The sequence below is a fragment of the Nonomuraea helvata genome (assembly GCF_039535785.1).
Taxonomy (GTDB): domain Bacteria; phylum Actinomycetota; class Actinomycetes; order Streptosporangiales; family Streptosporangiaceae; genus Nonomuraea; species Nonomuraea helvata.
In genome coordinates this window covers 72,537-92,410 of the sequence record NZ_BAAAXV010000001.1, presented here as the reverse complement: position 1 = coordinate 92,410, position 19,874 = coordinate 72,537, and the positions used below count along the sequence as shown (strand labels likewise).

General features: G+C 70.3%; 15 protein-coding genes. 7 read left to right on the top strand and 8 right to left on the bottom strand.

Annotation, left to right across the window (positions count from 1 at the left end):
* Positions 1-17 precede the first annotated feature (17 nt).
* A complete protein-coding gene (gene ligA / locus ABD830_RS00365) occupies positions 18-2,090 on the top strand; it encodes an NAD-dependent DNA ligase LigA (protein WP_344984167.1) in 2,073 nt (690 codons plus the stop codon).
* 515 nt (positions 2,091-2,605) lie between these two features.
* On the opposite strand, the gene ABD830_RS00360 is transcribed toward ligA, so the two are convergent.
* Positions 2,606-2,785, bottom strand: a complete 180-nt coding sequence (locus tag ABD830_RS00360) for a hypothetical protein (RefSeq protein WP_344984166.1) — start codon at positions 2,783-2,785, stop codon at positions 2,606-2,608.
* Positions 2,786-2,957: 172 nt separating this feature from the next.
* Positions 2,958-4,145 (bottom strand): MFS transporter, encoded by a 1,188-nt coding sequence (locus ABD830_RS00355; protein ID WP_344984164.1) that lies wholly within the window; start codon positions 4,143-4,145, stop codon positions 2,958-2,960.
* A gap of 79 nt (positions 4,146-4,224) precedes the next feature.
* On the opposite strand from ABD830_RS00355, the gene ABD830_RS00350 reads away from it, so the two are divergent.
* Positions 4,225-4,833 carry a dihydrofolate reductase family protein gene (locus ABD830_RS00350; RefSeq protein ID WP_344984163.1) on the top strand — a complete coding sequence of 203 codons (609 nt, stop codon included), beginning with the start codon at positions 4,225-4,227 and terminating at the stop codon, positions 4,831-4,833.
* Positions 4,834-5,034: 201 nt separating this feature from the next.
* Positions 5,035-5,586 carry a restriction endonuclease gene (locus ABD830_RS00345; RefSeq protein WP_344984162.1) on the top strand — a complete coding sequence of 184 codons (552 nt, stop codon included), beginning with the start codon at positions 5,035-5,037 and terminating at the stop codon, positions 5,584-5,586.
* On the opposite strand, the gene ABD830_RS00340 is transcribed toward ABD830_RS00345, so the two are convergent.
* The 3 genes from ABD830_RS00340 to ABD830_RS00330 all read right to left on the bottom strand — a co-directional run bounded on the left by ABD830_RS00340 (position 5,576) and on the right by ABD830_RS00330 (position 7,823).
* Positions 5,576-5,965, bottom strand: coding sequence for a nuclear transport factor 2 family protein (locus tag ABD830_RS00340; RefSeq protein ID WP_344984161.1), 390 nt, complete (start codon positions 5,963-5,965; stop codon positions 5,576-5,578). The genes ABD830_RS00345 and ABD830_RS00340 overlap by 11 nt on opposite strands.
* A 71-nt stretch (positions 5,966-6,036) precedes the next feature.
* Complete coding sequence (locus ABD830_RS00335; RefSeq protein ID WP_344984160.1) at positions 6,037-6,207, bottom strand: hypothetical protein; 171 nt, start codon at positions 6,205-6,207, stop codon at positions 6,037-6,039.
* A gap of 197 nt (positions 6,208-6,404) precedes the next feature.
* A complete protein-coding gene (locus ABD830_RS00330; RefSeq protein WP_344984158.1) occupies positions 6,405-7,823 on the bottom strand; it encodes an FAD-dependent oxidoreductase in 1,419 nt (472 codons plus the stop codon).
* An 86-nt stretch (positions 7,824-7,909) separates the two neighbouring features.
* On the opposite strand from ABD830_RS00330, the gene ABD830_RS00325 reads away from it, so the two are divergent.
* The 4 genes from ABD830_RS00325 to ABD830_RS00310 all read left to right on the top strand — a co-directional run bounded on the left by ABD830_RS00325 (position 7,910) and on the right by ABD830_RS00310 (position 14,368).
* Positions 7,910-8,533, top strand: coding sequence for a TetR family transcriptional regulator (locus ABD830_RS00325; protein ID WP_344984156.1), 624 nt, complete (start codon positions 7,910-7,912; stop codon positions 8,531-8,533).
* A gap of 806 nt (positions 8,534-9,339) precedes the next feature.
* The gene (locus ABD830_RS00320) at positions 9,340-9,507 is read left to right on the top strand and encodes a hypothetical protein (protein WP_344984154.1); all 168 of its coding nucleotides are present in this window, start codon (positions 9,340-9,342) and stop codon (positions 9,505-9,507) included.
* Between the two features lie 259 nt (positions 9,508-9,766).
* Positions 9,767-10,396, top strand: coding sequence for an RICIN domain-containing protein (locus ABD830_RS00315; protein ID WP_344984153.1), 630 nt, complete (start codon positions 9,767-9,769; stop codon positions 10,394-10,396).
* Between the two features lie 21 nt (positions 10,397-10,417).
* Positions 10,418-14,368 (top strand): hypothetical protein, encoded by a 3,951-nt coding sequence (locus tag ABD830_RS00310; RefSeq protein ID WP_344984152.1) that lies wholly within the window; start codon positions 10,418-10,420, stop codon positions 14,366-14,368.
* A 113-nt stretch (positions 14,369-14,481) separates the two neighbouring features.
* On the opposite strand, the gene ABD830_RS00305 is transcribed toward ABD830_RS00310, so the two are convergent.
* The 3 genes from ABD830_RS00305 to ABD830_RS00295 all read right to left on the bottom strand — a co-directional run bounded on the left by ABD830_RS00305 (position 14,482) and on the right by ABD830_RS00295 (position 19,848).
* Positions 14,482-17,835: a beta-N-acetylglucosaminidase domain-containing protein gene (locus ABD830_RS00305; protein ID WP_344984151.1), complete on the bottom strand. Its 3,354-nt coding sequence runs from the start codon at positions 17,833-17,835 to the stop codon at positions 14,482-14,484.
* Between the two features lie 160 nt (positions 17,836-17,995).
* Positions 17,996-19,243 carry an MFS transporter gene (locus ABD830_RS00300; RefSeq protein WP_344984150.1) on the bottom strand — a complete coding sequence of 416 codons (1,248 nt, stop codon included), beginning with the start codon at positions 19,241-19,243 and terminating at the stop codon, positions 17,996-17,998.
* Between the two features lie 188 nt (positions 19,244-19,431).
* Entirely contained in the window at positions 19,432-19,848 is a 417-nt protein-coding gene (locus tag ABD830_RS00295) for an RNA-binding S4 domain-containing protein (protein ID WP_344984149.1), read from the bottom strand.
* Positions 19,849-19,874: the final 26 nt, after the last annotated feature.

Here is a 19,874-nt window from a genome sequence, read left to right as displayed (position 1 = left end):
CCAGGCATGGTGGAGCCATGAGCGACGCACCCCCTGTCACCGTCCTGGCCGACGACACGGCCTACGCCGAAGCCGTTCAGCTGGCCGTGGACTCGGCCGCGGCCTATTACGCCGACGGCACCTCCACGCTCGACGACGACGCCTACGACCGGCTGGTCCGCGGCATCCAGGCGTACGAGGAGCAGCACCCCGAGGCGGTGCTGCCGTCCTCGCCCACGGGCAAGGTGGCCGGCGGAGCCGTGGTGGGCGATGTGCCGCACACCGTGCCCATGCTCAGCCTGGACAACGTGTTCGGAGCCGAGCAGCTCGCCGACTGGGCGGCCGGGGTGGAGCGCCGGCTTGGCCGTCCGGTGACGGCGTGGAGCGTGGAGCCCAAGCTCGACGGCCTGGCGATCTCGGCCCGCTACCGGCACGGCCGCCTGGCCCAGCTGGTCACGCGCGGCGACGGGAGCGCCGGTGAGGATGTCTCGCACGCCGTCGGCACCATCGTCGGCCTGCCGGACCGGCTGGCCGACGCGGTGACGGTGGAGGTGCGCGGCGAGGTCATGATGACCGCCTCGCAGTTCGAGGAGGCCTGTGCCAAGCGGCAGGCGCACGACGGCACCACGTTCGCCAATCCGCGCAGCGCGGCGGCGGGCACGTTGCGCGCGCAGGACCGGCCGTACGTGTGCGAGCTGACCTTCTTCGGCTACGGCGTCCTGCCGTCCCCGGACGACACCTCGGAGCTGGCGGTGCGGCTCCGGGAGCTGCCGCACAGCCAGATCATGGACTGGGCCGCGGCGCAGGGCGTGCAGACGACGGCCGCCACACCCGTGGCCGGGACCGTCGCCGAGACCCTCGAGCGGGTACAGGAGCGCGTCGGGGAGATCGCCGCGGTCCGCGCCGAGCTGCCGTTCGGCATCGACGGCATCGTGATCAAGTGTGACCTGGCGGCCGACCAGGCCGAAGCCGGATTCAGCTCCCGTGCGCCCCGGTGGGCGGTCGCGTACAAGCTGCCCGCCACCGAGAAGATCACCAAGCTGCTCGCGGTGGAGTGGAACACCGGCCGCACCGGCGTGATCGCCCCACGCGCGGTGCTGGAGCCGGTCGAGCTCGACGGCAGCATCGTCACCTACGCCACCCTGCACAATGTCGCCGACATCACGCGTCGCGGGTTGATGCTGGGCGACAGCGTGACCGTCTACAAAGCGGGCGACGTGATCCCCCGGGTGGAGGCACCCGTGGTGCACCTGCGCACCGGGGAGGAGCGGCCCATCGAGATCCCGCAGGTCTGCCCGTCGTGCGGGGACGCGATCGACAGCTCGCAGGAGCGCTGGCGGTGCGTGCGCGGGCGCGCGTGCCGGGCGATCGCCTCCATCATCTACGCGGTCGGCCGCGACCAGCTCGACATCGAGGGCCTGGCGGAAAACCGCATCAAGCAGCTGCTCGACGCCGAGCTGATCGCCGACTTCGCCGACCTGTTCTTCCTGACCCGCGAGCAGCTGCTCGGCCTGGAGCGCATGGGCGAGACCAGCACCGACAACCTGCTGGCCGCCATCGACCAGGCCAAGGGCCGCCCACTCAGCCGGGTCTTCGCGGCGCTCGGCGTGCGCGGCACCGGCCGGTCCATGAGCCGCCGCATCGCCCGCCACTTCGCCACGATGGACGCCATCCGCGCCGCGGACGCCGAGGCGATCCAGCAGGTGGAGGGCATCGGCCCGGAGAAGGCGCCGGTCGTGGTCGCCGAGCTGACCGAGCTCGCCCCGCTCATCGACAAGCTCGTCCAGGCCGGGGTGAACATGACCGAGCCCGGCGTCACGCCCGCCTCCGACGCGCCCGACACGCCCGGCACGGCGGTGGAGCTGCCGCTGGCCTCGATGTCCGTCGTGGTCACCGGCGCGATGACCGGGCCGCTGGCGGCTCTGTCCCGTAACGAGATGAACGAGCTGATCGAGCGGGCGGGCGGCAAGGCTTCCTCCAGCGTGTCCGCCAAGACGTCGCTGCTGGTGGCGGGGGAGAAGGCGGGCTCCAAACGGGCCAAGGCGGAGAGCCTCGGGGTGCGAGTCGCCACTCCAGAGGAATTCGCTGAACTCGTTGCCGCCCTGCTGTAGCTCGAAGAGCTGAGCTGGGGACGCCGGAGCGGGTTGCTGAAGTCGGCGCGTGGCAGGCCGCCACCGGTAGCAGGCGCGGCTGACAGTTCGGCTCTGGCGGGCCAGCCAGGTGGTGGGGCGGCGGCGGATCCGGTCGATGGAGGTGAGCGCCGCGCTGATGACGGCCGCGTCGGGGCCGAGCAGGGTGGGGCGGACGGTGACCGTCGACCAGGAGGCGGTCAGCACCCTTCGGTCGATCTCGGCGCGCACCGAGTCGGTCAGCCACGACGACAGCAGCGCGAAACTGCCGCCGAGCAGGACAGAGTCGATGTCGAGCACGTTGACCGCGCCGGACAGTGCGATGCCGAGCGCGCTCGCGGCCCGGTGGGCTGCTCCGCGCAGCGGAGGATGGCACGGTGCTGGCGTAGGTTTCCAGGCAGCCGCGCGATCCGCAGGCGCACACCACGCGCTCCAGTCCAGCGCTGGCAGCTGAGCGCCGGGACCGTCGGCGCGACCCTCGGACGGCGGCCGGAGCTTCATGACAGCGCGATCTCAGCGCCGTCAGCGGCGACGGCCATCGTCTGGGTGCAACGCCAGCCGTACGAGGCCGCCGCATCCGCAGCCTCGGCCGGCGTGCACATGCCGGACGTCTGCGAACGGAGATGAAACACGATGTCACAGGAGAAGCCGGCCGATTTCGTGGCGACGGCGGCCAAGGAGTTCGGCCTACCCGGTGTCGCTGTCGGGGTGCTGGTGGGCGGCCGGGAGCTCTACGCGTCCCACGGCGTGACGAGCCTCGACAGCCCGCTGCCGGCGGCGGGACACCGGCTCGGTGGCAGGGCTCCCCGTCTCGGCCGCCGCCCGACGCCGTGCGAGGAGGAACAGCAGCTACGCCACGGCGCTGAGCACGCCACAGGCGAGCAGGGCCGCACGGTAGCCGAGGGCATGGGAGATGCCGCCGGCGGCGATGCCCGACACGAGCGAGCCGACCGTCGCGGTGTTGGCGAACAAGGTGGTGGCCCGTCCCGGAGCGGACGGCAGCAGGTCCTGCATGTGGCTGATGCCCAGCGCGCCCACCACGGCGATGGCCACCCCCCGGGCGATGTGGACGAGCACCAGCGCCACGATTCCGGTGAACGCCGCCACCAGCACGAAGTACGCGATCATCAACCCCATGCCGATCAGGATCATCCGCTCCCTGCTCCAGCGGCCCGGTAACACCAGCAGAGCGAGCGCCGCGGGGATCTCGGCCGCCGCGCAGACGCTGAACATCCATCCCACCGCACCGGCCGAGCCGTGCAGCGCCTCGGTGACATAGAGCGGCAGCGCCACCGCGCCCGAGAACATCGCGACGTGGAACAGCACGAAGCCGGCGATCGACAGCGCGACGGCCGGCGAGGACAGCTGCCGGTCGGTCCGCTCCTCGACGGGCCGGGACGGAGCGGGCGAGCGGCCATCGACCCCGAACACGGCCACGACCACCAGGCAGAACCCGCAGGCCGTGGCCGTGAGCACCCCGGAGTAGCCGGGCCCGCCCAGCAGCGCGCCACCTGCCAGCGGGCCGATCGCCCAGGCGAGCGACCACGCCGAGCGCAGGACGGGCGTGCCGCCGCCCGGCCCGTCCGCGTCGCTCCTGGCCAGGGCGAAGAGCTGCGGGAACACCGCGCTGCCCGCGCCGAGGAACACCACACCGATGAGGAGCAGCAGCGGATATGACGGGGTCAGCAGGAGCAGCAGGTATCCCGTCCCGGCCAGCGCCGCGGCCACCACCGTGGGCCACCGGCTGGGACGGCGGTCGTAGCGGCGACCGAACCAGACGCTGACGGCCATGCCGCTGACCGCTGTGAGCGAGACGAACAGGCCGATCTCCAGTGCCGACAACCGCAGGCGTTCGACACCGAACAGGACGAGGTAGGGACCGATCATGGACTCGGTGATGCCGAGCAGCAGAACGGCGATCAAGAGAGTGATGAGCCGCCGCCGCAGCCCGGATGCCGGAGTCGATCCCATTCGCAGCGCGCTACCCAGCCTGCCCCGGTCGTATCTCCGCCCGACCCAAAGGGAGACCTTAAGCAATCCGTAAGCCGGCCCCGCGAGACTACAAGCACATCAGAACGGCCGGGCCGGACGGCCCGCCCCTTCCTTGGAGGATTTCATGAGGACGATCGTCGCAAGCCTGTTCATCTCGCTCGACGGTGTCGTGGAGGAGCCGGCGTCGTGGCATTTCCCGTACTTCAACGACGAGATGGGCGCCGCCGTGTCGGGGCAGATGGCCGACACCCTGCTCCTGGGACGCAAGACCTATGACAGCTTCGCCGGAGCGTGGCCGGAGCGGGAGGCCGAGGGCGGCGAGGACGCCGGCTTCGCGAAGACGCTCGGCGACGCACGGAAGATCGTCGTGTCGCGCCAGCCCCTGGAGTTCACCTGGCGCAACTCCGAGCTGCTCCAGGGCGACCTGGCCGAGGCCGTGACCGCGTTGAAGAAGGAGCAGGGCGGCCGCATCGCCATCAGCGGCTCGGTCTCGGTGGTCCGCCAGCTGCTGGCCGCGGGACTGTTGGACGAACTGCACCTGCTGGTGCACCCGATCGCCGTCCGCAAGGGCGAGCGCCTGTTCGACGAGGGGGAGAACCCTGTCCCGCTGGAGTTGATCAAGTCCGAGACGTTCGCGACGGGCGTGCTGTACCTGGTCTACCGGCCCGCCGAGGCGAGCGGCGAGGCCTCCTACGACGACGCCAAGGCCCACCTGTCCCAGAACGAGCAGTAAAGCCGTCCACGGTCGAGCACCAGCGCCGCCGCTTCCGGCAGAGTTGTGATCATTTCAACGCCTGGGGGGCAGGTGTGCGTGTTCCACACCACCTATCCAGGAGGAACCATGGCGAGGGGCTCCAAGAGAGGAAGCGCTGAGCGGAGAGCACGCAAGAGACAATGGGCAGTTACGGGGGGCTGCCTTCTGAGCGTCGTCGTCGTGTGGTTCGTCAGCGAGTACCCCGGCTGGGCTGCCGGGACCGCCTGCCTGCTCGCCGTGCTGTTCGTGGGCGGGCTCGTCCTCCGGTACCGCATGATCGAGGCGGAGAGACGGCGGTTCCTGGCCGCCAATGCCCAACTGGAGAAGGTCGACCGGATGGCGGGCCCCGCGTTCGAGCACCTCGTCGCCGAGCGGATGATCGCTGACGGCTTCCGCAAGGTCCGCGAGTGCGGGGGCGCCGGTGATGGTGGCGTGGACATCACGGCCGTCGCTCCAGGGCGCGGCCGGTACGCCGTCCAGTGCAAGCGTTACAGCAAGACGGTCGGCGCGCCCGAGGTGCGCAACTTCCTGGGTGCGCTGGCCAACACCTTCGCCGGCCACACCGGCGTGCTGGTCACGTCCGGCAGCCTCACCAAACAGGCCAGACAAGAGGCGCTGGGCGCACGGACGCCGCTGATCCTGGTCGAACGCGACCTTCTGGCGGACTGGTTGCTGGGCTCGGTCTCGCTGCTGCCGGCACGCTCTGCGAAGGCGAAGGCGGTCAGGGCCTGATGGCGGTGCCCTGGGCGGAGGTGAGACGCCAGGCGCCGGGGGAGCCGGTGGCGTACACGTGGGTGTAACGGCTCCCGGCGCTGTACATGGTGCCGTCCGGGTTGGTCACGTTCATGCCGGTACGCCCCACCACGATGCCGACGTTCCCGATGACGCGGACAATCGCCTCATCCGGGAACGAGTCAATCCGGGGAAACTCCAGAGCTCCGGACGCCACAAGGTCAAGAACGATCCGCTTGTCGGCGACGGCCCCGTCCTGGAGGCCCACCAGGATGAAGTCGTCCGACAGCAGCTCCTCAAGCACGCCGAGGTCGCCTGCCACCAAGGCGTCGAAGAAGCTCTGGTCGTGCTTGAGGAGGGTGGCCCGATCCGTGCTCATGTGCGTCCGTTCGTCGATGTCAGAGGGGTCGAGGGTAAACCTTGACGCCCGTGACAAGGTCAACCGGCTCGTCAGGCGAGTTCGTACCTCCAGCCGGTGGCGCGGGAGGACGAGACCGAGACCTTCCCGCCGGAGCGGGTGACGGTGAACAGCGTGGGCTCGCCGGGCACGCCGATCACATCGCGGCCCGCAACATCGCCCGACGCGGCGCCGCGGGCTGGGCTGCCGTCAACCAGCCACACGCTACCGGCCTCCCTTCAGCCACACGGGACCGTGAGAGCAAACCACCAGCATCAGGCGGTGGCAGTTGACGTCCTTCGCTTTCACAGCCGTGGCGTCGCCGGTACGCCCGGCTTGGTCTCACTCTACGGAGTACATGGCGAACGACACAGGTTGATCATATCCATCTACGATCGGACACGGCTGTCTCTCCGCGGACCTACCCCATGAGCGACCAGCACGGATGGCCGACGAGGGCGTCCAGGTCGGGATCCGTGTCCGCCGCCCAGGCCGCGTAGCCGTCGGGACGGACCAGGATCGCGCCGGGCAGGCCGTCCACCGGCTCCACGCGCGTGGCACCGAGGTCGTCCGGGAGCATCCCGGCCAGATCGACCAGGACGGGCCTGCCGGCCAGGAACAGCGACGGATCGAGACCGGCGACCCGGTGGCCGACCAGCGGGTGGTCGCCGGGCAGGTCGTAGGAGTGGGACAGGCCCGACATCAGGCCCGCCAGGTGTCTGTTGGCCTCGGGCAGGCGCATCAGGTCGGTGAAGACCTTGCGCAGTTCGATGACGTCCGCGCTGGGGCGGGGGTCGGCGAAGACCCGCTGCGCCTGGGTGATGTGCAGGACCCAGGCTCCGGCCGGGTGCCGTTCGGCGTGGTAGGTGTCCAGGAGGTCGGTCGCGGCCCGGCCCCGCAGCACCGCGGCCATCTTCCAGCCCAGGTTGAAGGCGTCCTGCACGCCCAGGTTCAGGCCCTGCCCGCCGAAGGGCGGGTGGATGTGCGCGGCGTCGCCGGCGAAGAACACGTTGCCCACCCGGTAGCTGTCGATCTGCCGGGTGGCGTCGCCGAACCGGGAGGCGTTGTCCACGGTGTCCAGCACGGTCTGCTCGCCGTACACGATGCGCAGCATCTCGGCGATCTCCTCGAACGTGACCGGGCTGTCCTTGGCCGGCTCCGCGCCCGCCGCCCCGCCGGTGAACCGGTAGTGGCCGCCGCCCAGCGGCACCAGCATCACCCAGCAGTCGTCGACCTCGCGCGTCATCGTGCTGATGTGCCCGAGCGCCTTCGGCACGAGGTCGGACACCGACGACAGCCGCACGTCGGCGAGCACCGCCGTATACGTCCCCGGCCTGCCGGAGAACGGCACGCCGAGCAGCTTCCTGACCGTGCTGTGCGCGCCGTCGCAGGCCACCAGGTAGGGGGCCTCGATCCGCCGGTCGCCGGCCGTCGCGACCACGCCGTCGTCCGATTGCTCCACCGCCGTCACCTCGGTCTCGCGCAGCACCTTGACCCCCAGTGCGGTGGCACGCTCCTCCAGCACCTCCTCGATCTCCCACTGCGGGATCGCGAGCGGGTAGGGGTGCGCGGTGTCCCACGCCGTGCAGTCGAGCGGCACGGGCAGCAGCGCGAAGTGCCCGCCGGCCGGCTCGCGGGAGACCGCCCTGGCCTGCATCGGCTCCAGCAGGCCGCGCAGCTCGAGCAACTCCTGTACGCGCGGCTGGATCGTGCCGCCCTTGGTCTGCTTGATCCGGTCCGGCAGGCGCTCCGCCACCAGGACCTCCACTCCGGCCAGAGCCAGCTCGCAGGCCAGTGCCAGCCCGGTGGGTCCGGCGCCCGCCACGATCACTTCGATCATCGTTCCTCCCCAAAATACTCGACCGGGTGCAAATATATACCTGTAGCAAGAAAAGTTCGAGTGCAGGTTCTTGCTATCGTGGAGCCATGACAGGGCTGCGCGAACGCAAACGGGCACGGACCCATGCCGCCATCTCGGAGGCTGCCATCGCGCTCTTCCTTGAGCGCGGGTTCGACCAGGTGTCGGTGGCACAGGTGGCCGAGGCCGCCGAGGTGTCGAAGCGGACCCTGTTCGCCTATTTCCCGGTCAAGGAGGATCTCGTCGTCCACCGCTTCGCCGACCACGAGACCGAGTCGGCCCGCGTGGTGCGCGCCCGCCCGCCGGGCGTCGCGCCGCTGGCCGCCCTCCGCGACCACTTCCTGGACGGCCTGCGCGACCGCGACCCGATCACCGGCCTCAACGACGTCCCGGAGATTCTCGCGCTCACCCGCATGGTCCGGGAGACCCCGGCGCTACGGTCCAGGGCGATCCGCTTCCAGGAGGGTGCGGAGCGGGCGCTCACGGAGGCGCTCCAGGAGACCGCAGGCGTGCCCGCCCTGACCGCGCGCCTGGCGGCCACCCACCTGGTGGCCACGCACTGGCTGCTGACGATGGACAACTCCAAGGCGCTGGACGGGGGCCAGACCGCCGAAGAGCGCTATCCGGAGGCGGTCGCCGACGCCGAACATGCCTTCGCCCTGCTGTCCGAGGGCCTGGCCGGGCACGTCTAGCGAGCTGTGGTGCCTGGGCGGCCGCCGTGGGGGTCAGGGCCTGGGCGGCGGTGACCGTCAGGCGACGAACGTGGGCAAAGGCTCAGACCACGGTTGAGAAGTCATGGGACGTGGAGATGGTCATGATGGCGCCGACCGCCGTGACCGTCTCGTTGGGCCCCGTGACGATCACGCTGGTCCGAACCCGCCCCCAACCCGGAAATCATCACTGCCATCGCCACCGAGATGGTCGGCACCATCATCGCATCCGCCGACGACAGGCCCGCATGTCGCCACCTCTTCAAGGCACGCTGACGCAGCCCCCAGCCACTCAAGATTCACAGCGAAGCAGAGTTCACGTCAAACAGCTTTAGAATTTGCCATCACCAGAATTAACGACTCCTGTGGGTAGCAACACATCGAGCTCTCGACGCTCCACTCAGTGGTCTCTCACCTGCATCGTTCTCCAGAACGATTCCGTCGCGGCGGTCAGGACGGCTCTGTCCCTCGTCGGCATCGTCGGCATCTTCGTCATCGCCGCTTTCGGCATCCGCCAAATGTCCGGTCGCTGTCCGGTCGCTGCCCTTCTGATTTCACGGCGCCCGTGAAAGTGTGGCGTCGGACAAACGGATTGAGCTGAGAAAGGAGAATCCGTGCGCCCGCCGGGTAATTGCAGCCGGCGCAATCTCCTCGATCCCAAGAACGGTTTTCGTCGAAGGATCTTGTACATGGGGCACGAGCCTTTCGCCAGTTGGTCAAGAATTTCTGCCCGTGCCCGGCAGCCCGCTCGAAGGACATGTGATGCACAACGCCAACCGGAGGTACGCATGAAACGTCGGGCCGCTCTGACCGTAGGCGCGGCGGCAACCACGTTGTTCACCACGTTCGGCGCCGGCAGCGTCGCGTACGCCGAGTCGCAGGCGGCGCGGACCGATCCGGTCGGCGCCGCGGCCACCTGCTACGGGAACACGTGCTCGGGCAAGGACCCCATGTAACGCGAGTTGGACGGACATCCAGGCCATCAACCAGCCCGACTGCTACGGCGGCGCCTGCACCTGGACGGGCCGCAACGTCTGCACCCCGTGGAAATAGCCGGCCGTGGATGAATCCGGCGCGGCCGATCGCACGCGCTTCTTCCGGGCGCTCGCCGCACAAGCCCCATCTCCTCAACGCTCATGCTCCTGATCCTGGGCCAAGCGTCCGGCTCGGCCAGGGTCAGGTAGTTCGGCCTGCCGCCCGAAGAAGGAAAGCATCATGCGCATCAGAGAATTGCTCTCGTCCATCGCAGCCGTCGTGCTGCTCGTTCTGGGTCTGTCCGGCACGGCGAGCGCGTCGGCGGGTCAGCCGGACACCGACACGGCCATGCGGGTGGCGGCGTCCGTCACCGGTGAGGGTGTGCCGGAGCCGCCCCCGCCACCGACCATGAGGGATGGGACACGGCTCCAGGGTTCCTGGATCGGGCCCTATACCTACCGGAACCTCAACAGCGGCAAGTGCCTGGACATTCTGAACGGGTCGAAGGACAACGGCGCGCCGGCGGTGCAGTACAGGTGCGTCGCCGGCATGGCCGGGCAGATGTGGTACCTCTGGCACACCGAGGGCGACGGGTCCATCGACTTCCATCTGCTCGGCAACGCCTACACCGGAAAGTGCCTCATGGCGTGGAGCCATGACCTCATGGCGCCGATCAAGCAGATCAGCTGCTACCAGTTCACGCCCGAGCAGGTGTGGATCACCAGGAGCACCGACCCCAACGTGCACCAGAACGACGGCACCAACCTGTGCATGGAAGTGCTCGGCGGAGCGCTGGACGACTTCGCCTCCATCGTCCAGTGGGACTGCCACCACCAAGCACACCAGATCTGGCTCCGTTACAACGCCTGACCTTCGTCTCAAGGAGTGCCCGTGCGCACCAGAAAATCCCTGACCACCGTTTTAGCGATCTCCATGTTGTTATCCATGCAGCTTCCCGCGAGCGCCGAGCCGTCGAAGCCGCCGCCCGAGAACACCCTCACGGCCCCGGCCACGCCGTCCGCCGCCCCTGAGAGCGTCGACCCCGGCCGACGGGCCGAACTGCTGGGCAGCGGGTGGGAGAAATCATCCGACCGGGCGGTGACCACCGCGGGTGATGCCACCGGTCTCCACGTGCTGGTGGCCGACGCCAAGGACGGCTACCGGTGGCGGACGGCGGCCTCGCTGTCGGAGCCCGGGTTCGACACCGACGCGTGGATCGGCAACGTCTGCGTGACGGCCTCCGGGAAACGAGCCGTCGTGGTGTACGCGCCCCGCACGTTCACCAACAAGGCCGAGCTGGCCGATCGCGGCGGGTTCACCGCGATCGTGGACCTCGACGGCGGCCCGGTGCGCAAGCTGAAAGCGCAGACGAGCCTGGCCTACTTCAACCCGGGCTGCGGCCCGTCGGAGTCGGTGGTGCTCACTCAGGGCGGCGGGGAGGACCTGACCTCGACCCGGCTGCTGGAACTGGACACGGTCAAGGGGAAGCTGGGGTCACCCATCGAGGTGCCGGGGCAGCTGACTTCGGCGGTGCCGGTGAAGGACGGCATCGTGGCCGCCGACTCCGGCGCGGTGGTCCGGGTGCGCCCCGATGGCAAGCGCACGGTGCTGGCCTCGGCCAAGGGGGTGCCGTACCGGCTGACCCCCGACGCCGACGGCGGCGTCGTGTACGCCCAGATGGATGACAAGCAGAACGCCTCTGTGCGCCGCGTGGACATGGAGAAGGGCAACGCGGTCACCACGCTGGCCACCGGCGGCATCACCGGCCTGAGCGTACGCGCCGCCCGGGGCGGCCAGGTGTACGTCACCGGCGCCAAGTCCACCACGGCCCGCACCGCGGCGGCGCCGAGCGTGGCGCTCGCCGACGTGCCGTCCGACGCGGGAGTGTCGCTGTCCGGCGGCCTCGCGGTGACCTCGGTGCTGCGCACGAACACCAAGGACCCGCGGGTGGCGCCCGCCGACCCGGACGCGCCGCAGCGGGTGGACATCACCGCCACGTCGCTGGCCACGAACAAGCCGTTCACGCTCTCGGTGACGCCGGCGGACGGCGCGGGCGGCGGCGCGGAGCCGAGCCCGGCGCTCGGCCGGTCCGCGCTCGCCGTGGGCGGCGGCCCGAACGACCCCGCCGACGGCGGCCAGCAGGTCTGCTCGGTGGCGCGCAACGACCCCGGCAGCCAGGCCATGCAGCCCAAGCCGCGGCAGGTGGAGTGGGCCGTCGACCAGGCCGTGCTCGGCGTGCTGAACGTGCAGCGGCCGGCCAACTGGAAGAACCTGGGCATGCCCGCGTACACGCCGCAGGGCCTGTTCCCGCCCAGGGCGCTCGACGGCGGCGGGCACGTGCCCGCGCAGATCATGATGGGCGTCGCCGTGCAGGAGTCGAACACGTGGCAGGCCGCCCGCTTCGCCATCCCGGGCGTCACGGCCAACCCCCTGATCGGCAACTATTTCGGCATCAACTACTACAACAGCGACGAAGGCGACGACTGGGCGATCGACTGGGCCAAGGCCGACTGCGGTTACGGCATCATGCAGGTCACCGACGGCATGCGCCTGGCCGGCAAGGAGAAGCCGGGCGAGACCGCGCTGCCCGTCAACCAGCAGCGGGCGATCGCCCTCGACTTCGCCGCCAACATCGCCAAGGGCCTGCAGATGCTGCAGGACAAGTGGAACGAGACCCGCGGGGCAGGGCTGATCGTCAACAACGGCACCGCCGCGGGGCTGGAGAACTGGTTCTTCGCGGTGTGGGCCTACAACTCCGGCCTGCACCAGCCGAGCGGGCCGAACCCGTGGGGACTGGGCTGGCTGAACAACCCGGTCAACCCCCGCTACCCGGCCGACCGTCCCCCGTTCATGGAGACCTCCTACGCCGACGCCGCGCACCCGCAGCACTGGCCGTACCCGGAGAAGGTGCTGGGCTTCGCCGGCCACCCGATCGAGCTCATCGAGAGCCCCGGCACCCTGGTGTACTCCCACCTGTACGCCTGGTGGAACGCCAACGAGTACCGCTACAACGTCAAACCGCCGGTCGTGCAGTTCTGCGCGGCCAGCAACGACTGCTACCCCGGCGAGTCCCACACGCCGAACGACCCCGAGGTGATCGGCGAGCCCGCCGGTCCCTGCGCGCACAAGAACACCCTCGGCCAGTACGACCTGAAATGCTGGTGGCACCAGGCGTCCACGTGGAAGGCCAACTGCCCGACCACCTGCGGCAACGGCAGGGAGCGCTTCGACGCCGGCTACGCCTACCAGGAGGACGCCACCAACTACGCCCCGAACTGCCGCCTCACCGGCCTGCCGCAGGGCGCGCTGGTCATCGACAACCTGCCCAAGAGCACGCCATCCATCAGGCCCGGCTGTTCCCCCGACTACGCCGACGGCGGCACGCTGCCCGGAGGGTTCCGGTTCACCTTCCAGCAGAACGCCGCCGGCAACTATCCAGGCAAGATCGACATCCATCAGATAGGCAGCGGGTTCGCCGGCCAGTTCTGGATGAGTAACACCATCACGGACAGCGAGTCGGCCCGCAGCGCCGTCGGCACCTGGACGCTGAACCAGAGCGCCGGATGGGCCCGGATCCTCGTCCATCTGCCGGTCATCGGGGCACGCACGCAGCAGGCCCGTTACGAGATCGACGTGAACGGCAGCCGTACCTACACCAAGCATCGCTACCTGCCGCAGGAGCTCGGCCGCAACGGCTGGGTGTCGCTGGGGGTGTACAACTTCAACGGCACCGTGCCCAGCATCCGCCTCAGCAACATCACCGAGGACGGCAAGGGCACCGTACGCGTGGCCTGGGACGCGCTCGCCGTCCAGAAGCTCAACGCCAAGCCCAAGCACATCGTCGCCGCGCTCGGCGATTCCTACAGTTCCGGCGAGGGCGCCGGCGACTACTTCTCCGAGTCCGACGCCGACCACGGCACGCCCTACTGGAACGCCTGCCGGCGCAGCAACGACGCCTACTCGCGCAAGGTGGTCCTGCCCGGCGACAGCGAGAACCTGGGCACGCTGGTCGACCGGTTCGACGCCAACCACGAGCTCGGCTTCGTGGCCTGCTCCGGCGCGAAGACCTGGAACGTGATCGGGGACGGGGTTCCGTGGTCCTGGCAGTACCCGGAGAGGTACAAGGACGGTGACGGCCAGTTCCACGAGATCGCGCAGATCGACTCGGGCGTGCTCGATGAGAACACCACGCTGGTCACGCTCACGCTCGGCGGCAACGACGAGAACGCTTTCACCAACGCGCTCACTTCCTGCATCGCCCCGGTGGTGGAGTGCACCAGCGACACGTTCCTGCCCACGTACAAGGCGATCATCGACCGGACGGCCGGCAAGCTGAAGGAGGCCATCAGGAAGATCCACGCCCCGGACAGGGCGCCGAACGCGAAGATCATCCTGCTGAGCTATCCGAAACTGATCGCCTCGGGCGGCTGCAGCGCCGCCGGCATATCCTTGATCACCGATGGGGAGGCGACCGCGCTCGGCGAGCTCGCCCGGTACATGGAAGGCAAGCAGTGGGAGCTGGTCTCCCAGCTGCAGTCCGAGGGAGGTCCGAACGACCCGCCGTTCGAGGTGTACGCGGCCAGCCCGATCAGCGACTTCGCCGGCCACGAGGCGTGCGGGGGCGCGTCCTGGATCAACCCCATCATGATCAACCCCAACGGTGAGGGCGACTTCCACGCCGGGGACGCCCCGGCGACCTGCATTCCCTACCCGCCCGACCCCTCCAACCCGGTGTGTCTGAGCCGGGAGTCGTTCCATCCGAACGACGCCGGGACGTCCGCGTACGCGGGGGTGCTGGCCCGGATCCTGTCCCAGGTCGGATACCGGGGCGGGCAGCCTTGACCGACCCGGCCCGGACCGGAACCCTCCGGGGTTTCGGTCCGGGCCGGGCTCACCCGTCCAGGAGGCGAGAGTGCTCACTCACCAGCCACCGAGTCTGCCCGAACGGCCTCCCGCTAGGAGGCGGGATACACCTCCAGCTCCCACAGCGAGTAGCCGTAACTCGTGGCGCGCTTGACGCCCTGCACGCGCAGGAACCGTGTCTGGTTCGGCTCGTCGAGCCAGAGCGTGTCGATGCCGCCGTCCCCGCCGGAGACCGTGGCCAGCGGCTGCCACGTGGCGCCGTCCGCCGAGCCCTCGATCCGGTACGCCGTGCCGTACGCGGCCTCCCAGCGCAGCGTCACCTTGGCCACGTCGACCGGTTGGGCCAGCTCCACGGCCAGCCACTCGCCGTCGGCGCGCCCGGACGACCAGCGGGTGGCCGGGTCGCCGTCCACCGCGTTGGCGGCGGCGAAGGAGGTGCCGCCTTCGACCGAGGACGCGGTCACCGGTCGTCTCAGAGCGACGTCGGCGTCGCCGGCCGGACGGTGCGCGGTGACCGTCACCTGGGCCTCGACCGGCTCCGCACGGCTGGGGGTGAACACGATCCGCAGGGTGCCCGACGCCGTCGGCGTGAACGGGACCGGCAGCGTCAGCCCCCCTCCCCGAGGCACGGTGACCTGCCGGTCCTCAGGCATCCGCCAGCCCTCAGGTCCGGTCACGCTGAGCGTCCCGGTGACGTCGGCGGCCCGCTCGGAGACGAACGTGGCGCTGACCGTCGCCTCGACGCCCTTGGTGGCGTCCATGGCCGCGGGGTCCGCGATCAGGGTGGCGGCGGAGCCGTCGCCGTAAACGGGGACGATCTCGGCGATCCGCGGTGGCTGTCCGCCGGGCGCCCAGACGAGGCGCACGGCGTCGGTCCGCACGTCCTCCGGATCGAGATCCGTGTAGGGCCCGGCGAGCCGTCCGATCGCCCGCCACTGGCCGTCGGCGCGCACCTGCACCTCGGCCGATCCGGTGCCGAGGACCAGGATCCGCTCGACGAGCCGCGGCCCGGACAGGGTGGCGACCAGCGCGTCGCCCCGGACCGGCGCCGTGCCCGCCGCGTACGCGGTGCCCAGGTCGCCGTCGGCCGCCAGGTCGAGGCCGGTGCCCGCCGGGGTGCCGCTGACGGTGATCCTGGTGACCGAGTCGTCGCTCACCTGGACCGTGAACTCCCTGACCACGAGCCAGGTGCTGTTGGCGGCGGTGGCGCGGTAGCGCACGTAGCGGGCCACGGTGCCGGCGGGCGCCGCCACCTTGACCTCGGCGGTCGTGCCCGTGGCCAGCCGCGTCCAGGCGACGCCGTCACGGGAGACCTCCAGCGCTCCCGCGTGGAGGTAGTCGTTCGGACTGCCCGGTTTGCCCATGAGCAGCGTGATGTCCCCGATCGCGCGGGAGGCGCCGAGATCGACGGTGACGTGGTCGCCGGAGCCTGGTGAGCTGTTGCTCCAGTAGAACGTGCCCGGGTCGCCGTCGACCATCCGGTCGGGGGTGTTGACCTGGTAGGTGCCGAGGCTGGTGGTGGCGCGCGGCCTGGTGGAGGTGACGCCGATCCAGCGGTCCAGTTCGGTGAGCGCGTCGGTGACGAACCTGTCCAGCACGCCGTCGCCGACGCGCGGGGCCTGGGCGTCGTGCGGGACGCGGGTGTCCCGGATGGCGTTCGCGGCGGCGACCAGCTCGCGCGCCTGGTCGGCGGCCCGTACGGCCCTCCTGCCGTCGTCGTCCCGCACCGCTCGCAGAACGTCGAGAGCCTTCACCATGGCCTTCGACCACAGCTCGGCCGCCCGCAGCCAGGCGCCGGCCTCAGCGACGAACGCCCGGTCGGGCAGTCTCTCGTCGATCCGTCTGACCGCGGCCCCCAGGCGCTCGGCGTGCTCTCGCAGCGTGGTCGGCCGTCCCTCGCGCCAGGCGGGCCAGAACGCGGCGACCTCGGCGGCCAGCCGGGGCGACTGCGTGCGGTGCAGGCGGCCGTCGAAGAAGTTCAGGTCGGCGAAGTCACGCAGGGCGCGGATCAGGGCCTCGTCGCCCCCGGCCAGCTCGGTCAGCGCACGCAGCCACGACTCCTCGGCGTTGAACGCGGTGTCGTGCCAGCCGAAGTCGGCGAAGGAGTACAACGCGATCCGGCTGACGGAGGGCTGGTTCATCGGGTTGGAGATGATGCCGGCCAGGTGTTCCGACAGACCGGGTTCCCGCCCGTCGTACGGGGCCAGCGGCAGCCGCCCCCCGGCGTAGTCGTTGACCGGGTAGTTGTCCCAGACCAGGATCTGGTGCCCGAAGACCTTCCTGGCCTGGGCCGCCTGCGCCTTGGTGATCTTCTCGGGCACGACGGCGGTGCCGGTCCAGTGCACGATGACGTCCTGGCTCATGAGCTCGCGCAGAGCCTTCTTGTAGGCCGTCTCGGTGACGTTGTAGTACTCGGTCGGCACCATCTGCACGGGCGCGACGTCGCCCTTGCCCGCCGCCCACGCCTGCGCGGCGTTGACCAGCTCACTCTGCGCCCTGCCGGCCGCCGCCCCGCCCGGCGCGCCGTACTTCGAACGGTCGCCGTCACAGTTCCACCGCCCCGAGTCGATGTCGTCCAGGGCGATGGTGAACGACCGCCCGCCGAGCGCGTACAGCGCGTCGAACTTGGCCAGCAGCGCCGTCACGTCGCTCGGCGAGCTGTAGCAGACGGACAACCCCGGCGAGACGGCGAAGGTGAAGTCGACGTGACCCGCCTGTGCCCGCCTGATGAGCTCGCCGAGCTGGGCCAGCTTCTCCGGCGGGTACGGTTCGCGCCACCGGTCGCGGTGGTAGGGGTCGTCCTTGGGCGCGTACTCGTAGGTGTTCATCTTGTGCGCGGCGAGGTAGTCGAGATGCGCCAGGCGCTCCTCGTGGGTCCACGGTGTGCCGTAGAAGCCTTCGACGGAGCCCCGGTAGCGCAGGCCGGGCCAGTCGCGAACCTCGATGCCGGGCACCCGGTCGTTGCCGGGGTGTTCGCGGACGAGCTGCTGGAAGGTCAGGGCGGCGTAGTAGGTGCCGTCGGCGTCGACGCCGTCGAGCACGACGTGCTTGCGGCCGCTCGCGTCGCGGCCCGCCGCCAGCACGTACCCTTCGGCGGGCAGCCCGGTGGCGTCCTCGACACCCAGGCGGCCGAGCGTGGTGGCGCCGTCGCCGAGCCAGACGGTGACGGGAGTGCGGGGATCGGTCTCGTAGGTGGCGCGGACCTGCTTGACACCGGCCCGGGCCAGGGTGCGGCGGACCACGGCTTCTGCCGAGGGGTCGCTCTGTCTGGTACGGACCAGCCCGACCACAGGGGTGAGGGGGAAACCGTCGTCGCGGCTCTCCACCTGCTGGGCGGGCGGGTTGACGAGGGCGGTGGCCGCCTGCGCGGATGGGCTGGTCAGGACGAGGAGAGGGAGGGAGAGCGTCGTGGCGATCGCGCCGGATAACAGGCGGCTGAGGGACAAGCGTCCTCCTGGGCAGAATCGGAGCCAAGACCCGAAACCCTGCTAAAAGAGGGCCGAATCGCCCACATTCGATCATTTGCCCCTTCTGCTGGTCAATACCAGTGCCCCCTGCGCGTACTTCTGGTCCAGACCAGTACGTGATCCCAGTCCGATCAGGAGGTCATGCGTGCTCGGGGTGGCGCTGTCGTACGGGCGTGACCAGCGCGATCAGCGCCAGTAGCAGGCAGGCCGCTCCAGCGAAGACGAACACCGTGGAAGCGCTGTACTGTGCGGTGGCCCAGCCGAGGGCGGCCGCGCCCACCGGCCCGAGCGAGAAGTGGATCGTCCAGAACGCCGACGTCACCCGGCCCAGCAGGTGAGAGGGTGTCACCTGCTGCCGCAGCGACATGGAGCAGATGCCGGCCAGGCTGACGCAGGCCAGATAGAGCGCCATGATGGCGGCCACACCCCACACGGAGCGGGCGAGCCCGAGGCCCAGGATGGCCAGCCCCGATACGACCTGCGCCCCGATCCAGAGCGGCCCGAAGCCGAGGATGCGCCGCATTCGGGCCACCAGCATCGAGCCGATCATCGTGCCGGCCGCCCCGATTCCCAGCACGACGCCCACCACGGAATCGGCCTGGCCGAGGTCGTGCTTGAGCCGGTAGATCACGATGTCGGTCAGCCCGAGCGTCATGAAGATGAAGAACGACAGCAGGACGGTCAGGGTCCGCAGCACCGGGTGCCGGAACAGGAACTCCGCCCCGGCCAGCAACTCCCGCCACGGCCGTCGGTGGGGAGCGGGCTCCACCGGCTCGATGGCTTCGACGGCGTACCGGGAGGCGCGGGTCAGCAGGACGCCGGCCGCGGACAGCCCGAAGCTGGCGGCGTTGATGGTGATCGCGGCGGTCGGGCCCAGGTGGCCGGTCACCACCCCGGCGAGGGTGGGGCCGAGGATGCCGGCCGCGGCGGCTGTGGCATACAGCATGCCGTTGGCCTCGGTGACGCGTTTCTCGCCGGCCAGGCCGCGGACCGCGGCCACGTACGTGACCTGGAAGACCATGCCCACGGCCGCGGCCATCGGCAGCACCGCGTACAGCAGCCAGACGTGCTGGCCGAAGGCCCAGACCACCGGGATCGTCACGTACAGGACGAGCCGGATGAGGTCGCAGAGGATGAGCAGCCGACGCCGGTCGAACCGGTCGGCGAGCACTCCCGCGAACACCCCAGCCGCCACCGACGCCGCCCCCGACACGCCGGTGAGCAGACCCATCTGGGTGACGGAGCCGGTGACGTTCAGGACCAGGAGGGGCACCGCGATGAGCGCGAACGAGTCGCCCGCCACCGAGAGTGTCTGCGCGCTCCAGAAGATCAGGAAGTCCCGGTCACGCCACAGCGAGCCGGTGACTGGTCGCGTGTCAGTCTTCATCGATCACGGTCGAGCGGGGGACGGCTTGGGCTGATCGGTACGCGCCGATCCGGGGAAGATCACGCGGGGAGCCTATCCTTCCCGGTCCGCGCCACGCCGCCCTGTTTCGATCGCCGAGACCCTGGAGAACCGCTCGCACCTGGTGTCGTAGACGCTGAAGCCGTGCTGGTCAGTGAGCAAGCCGGCGGTCATTCCGGGCCCGGCCGGCGGTCCCGCCGACCCTCCGCCGCCGGGCGTCCGAGCAGCCTGTCGATGCTGCGGCGCTCGCGTTTGGTGGGACGGCCCGCGCCGCGAGCCCGGACGGCCACCGTCACGGCCTCCTCGCGGGGCGGAGGCGGAGGGCTCTTGTCGACGTAGCACTCGGCGGCCACGGCGGCGCCGACGCGCTTGGTGATGACGCGGGAGACGACCACGATGCGTTCGCGCCCCTCGTGCCGGAGCCGGACCTCGTCGCCGACCCGTACGGCGTGCGCGGGCTTGACCCGCACCCCGTTGACCCGGACGTGACCGCCCCGGCAGGCGTCGGACGCGATCGAACGAGTCCTGGTGAGCCGCACCGACCAGATCCAACTGTCCACGCGCACGCTCAGCTGCTCACCTGCCACCCCGCCACTGTACTGAGACCGGCGCG